The sequence below is a fragment of the Planktosalinus sp. genome (assembly GCF_059864935.1).
Map to the genome: position 1 here is coordinate 1 of NZ_JCBCCK010000009.1, position 2,027 is coordinate 2,027.

The following is a 2,027-nucleotide window of genomic DNA, read 5'->3' on the forward strand; positions in this document are numbered from 1 at the left end:
CCCAACTATGATGGAAGGGAGATTGTTTTCGAAAAATATGAAACGGCACAAGTAAAAAGCAGCAACGGCATCGTACAAACCCGTTATAAAATCAAAACCAAAATTGTACTTTTTGATGAAGAGTTTGATATATCCCTGACCCTTTCAGACAGGGAAGAAATGAAATTTCCTGTTTTACTTGGAAGGACGTTCTTAAGTAAAGTATTTATAGTTGACACCAGTTTAACCAATCTTTCGTTCAAACGAAAACAAAGCAAATGAACATAGTAATCCTTTCTTCAAACCCTAATCTTTATTCCACAAAGAGGCTGGTGGAAGCTGCAAAAAAAAGAAAACACAACATTGAGGTGATAGACCACGCCAAGTGTGAGCTCGTTATTGAGAAGAAAAAGCCATGTGTCTATTACAAAGGAAATCTGGTTGAAAATATTGATGCCGTGATTCCCAGAATTGGTGCATCAGTGACATTTTATGGCACTGCAGTAGTCAGGCAGTTTGAAATGATGCGTGTTTTTACCACTACCGAATCACAATCACTGATGCGTTCAAGAGACAAACTAAGAAGCCTTCAGGTACTGTCCAGGGCCGGATTGGGATTGCCAAAAACCGTATTTACCAACTACTCCAGAAACACCGCCGATGTAATCAAGCATGTGGGCGGAGCGCCATTGATTATTAAACTTCTAGAAGGCACCCAAGGCTTGGGGGTGGTTTTAGCCGAAACAAACCAAGCGGCAGAATCTGTACTCGAGGCTTTTAACGGTTTACAAGCGCGTGTAATTGTTCAGGAATTTATCAAAGAAGCCGGAGGTGCAGACATCAGGGCGTTTATTGTTGATGGCCAGGTGGTAGGTGCTATGAAACGTCAGGGAAAAGAAGGTGAATTCCGCTCAAACCTGCACCGGGGAGGAACAGCTGCAGTCATCGAACTCACTGACGAAGAAGAAAATGCCGCCATCAAGGCTGCCCGTGTTATGGGGCTTGCTGTTGCCGGAGTGGATATGCTACAATCCTCACGTGGACCATTGATTCTAGAGGTAAACTCTTCACCCGGATTGGAAGGCATTGAAGCCGCCACCGGAAAAGACATTGCAAAAAGTATCATCAGGTATATTGAACGAAGCATTTAAAAACATCCCATTTTGAAAATATTAGGCGAAAATATTGCATTGGGCGAAAGCAAAACCATTCATTTTAATATAGCTAAGCTTTATACAGCCACCAATGTTGAAATTCCCATCATTATTGAACGCGCATCAAAACCCGGCCCAACCATACTGATTACTGCGGGAATCCATGGCGATGAAATAAATGGCGTGGAGATTGTGCGCCAACTGATTGCAAAAAAAATCAACAAACCCAAAAAAGGAACTATCATTTGCGTTCCCATACTGAATGTGTTTGGTTTCCTGTCAATGAGTCGGCAATTTCCTGACGGACATGATTTAAACCGTGTTTTTCCGGGAACCAAAAATGGCTCACTAGCCAGTAGAGTTGCCTATCATTTCACCGCCGAAATTTTACCTCACGCCGACTATTGCCTCGACTTTCACACCGGTGGTGCCAGCAGGTTTAATGCTGCTCAAATCAGGGTATCACCCAACGATTATGTGGCCATGAAATATGCTAAAGTTTTCAACTCCCCTTTTATCGTTATTTCCAAAATTCTTGATAAGTCATACAGGCAAACCTGCTTGAAAATGGGTATTCCTTCGTTGCTTTTTGAAGGAGGTAAATCCATGAGCTGTGACAGGGACATTATTGATTATGGCGTTCAGGGCGTAATGCGGTTTATGGCATACCATGAAATGCTGGACAACAAATTCAAAGCCCCCGAAACAAACGGTGAACCGGTTATTATCGAAAAAAGTTCCTGGATCAGGGCACACAAAAGTGGATTGCTTCATACCAAAGTGCCCATCAATAAATTTGTTACAAAAGGAGAAATCCTCGCTTCAATTACTGACCCTTACGGCGAAATGAAAGTGAGAGTAAAAGCACCTAATGATGGATACATCATCAATGTC

3 protein-coding genes are annotated in these 2,027 nt (G+C 42.4%); all 3 read left to right on the top strand.

Annotation, left to right across the window (positions count from 1 at the left end):
* Positions 1–261, top strand: a 261-nt coding sequence (locus tag AC6F75_RS00285; protein WP_500712928.1) for a putative ATP-dependent zinc protease, incomplete at its 5' end; no start/stop codon positions are given.
* Positions 258–1,130, top strand: coding sequence for a 30S ribosomal protein S6--L-glutamate ligase (gene rimK / locus AC6F75_RS00290; protein ID WP_500712929.1), 873 nt, complete (start codon positions 258–260; stop codon positions 1,128–1,130). The genes AC6F75_RS00285 and rimK, both read left to right, overlap by 4 nt.
* 12 nt (positions 1,131–1,142) lie before the next feature.
* The coding region (locus tag AC6F75_RS00295) for a succinylglutamate desuccinylase/aspartoacylase family protein (protein ID WP_500712930.1) at positions 1,143–2,027 on the top strand (885 nt) is incomplete at its 3' end.

Bases quoted from the DNA above. Each gene is read 5' to 3' on its own strand.
- rimK (WP_500712929.1), top strand. From the start codon at position 258: ATGAACATAGTAATCCTTTCTTCAAACCCTAATCTTTATTCCACAAAG.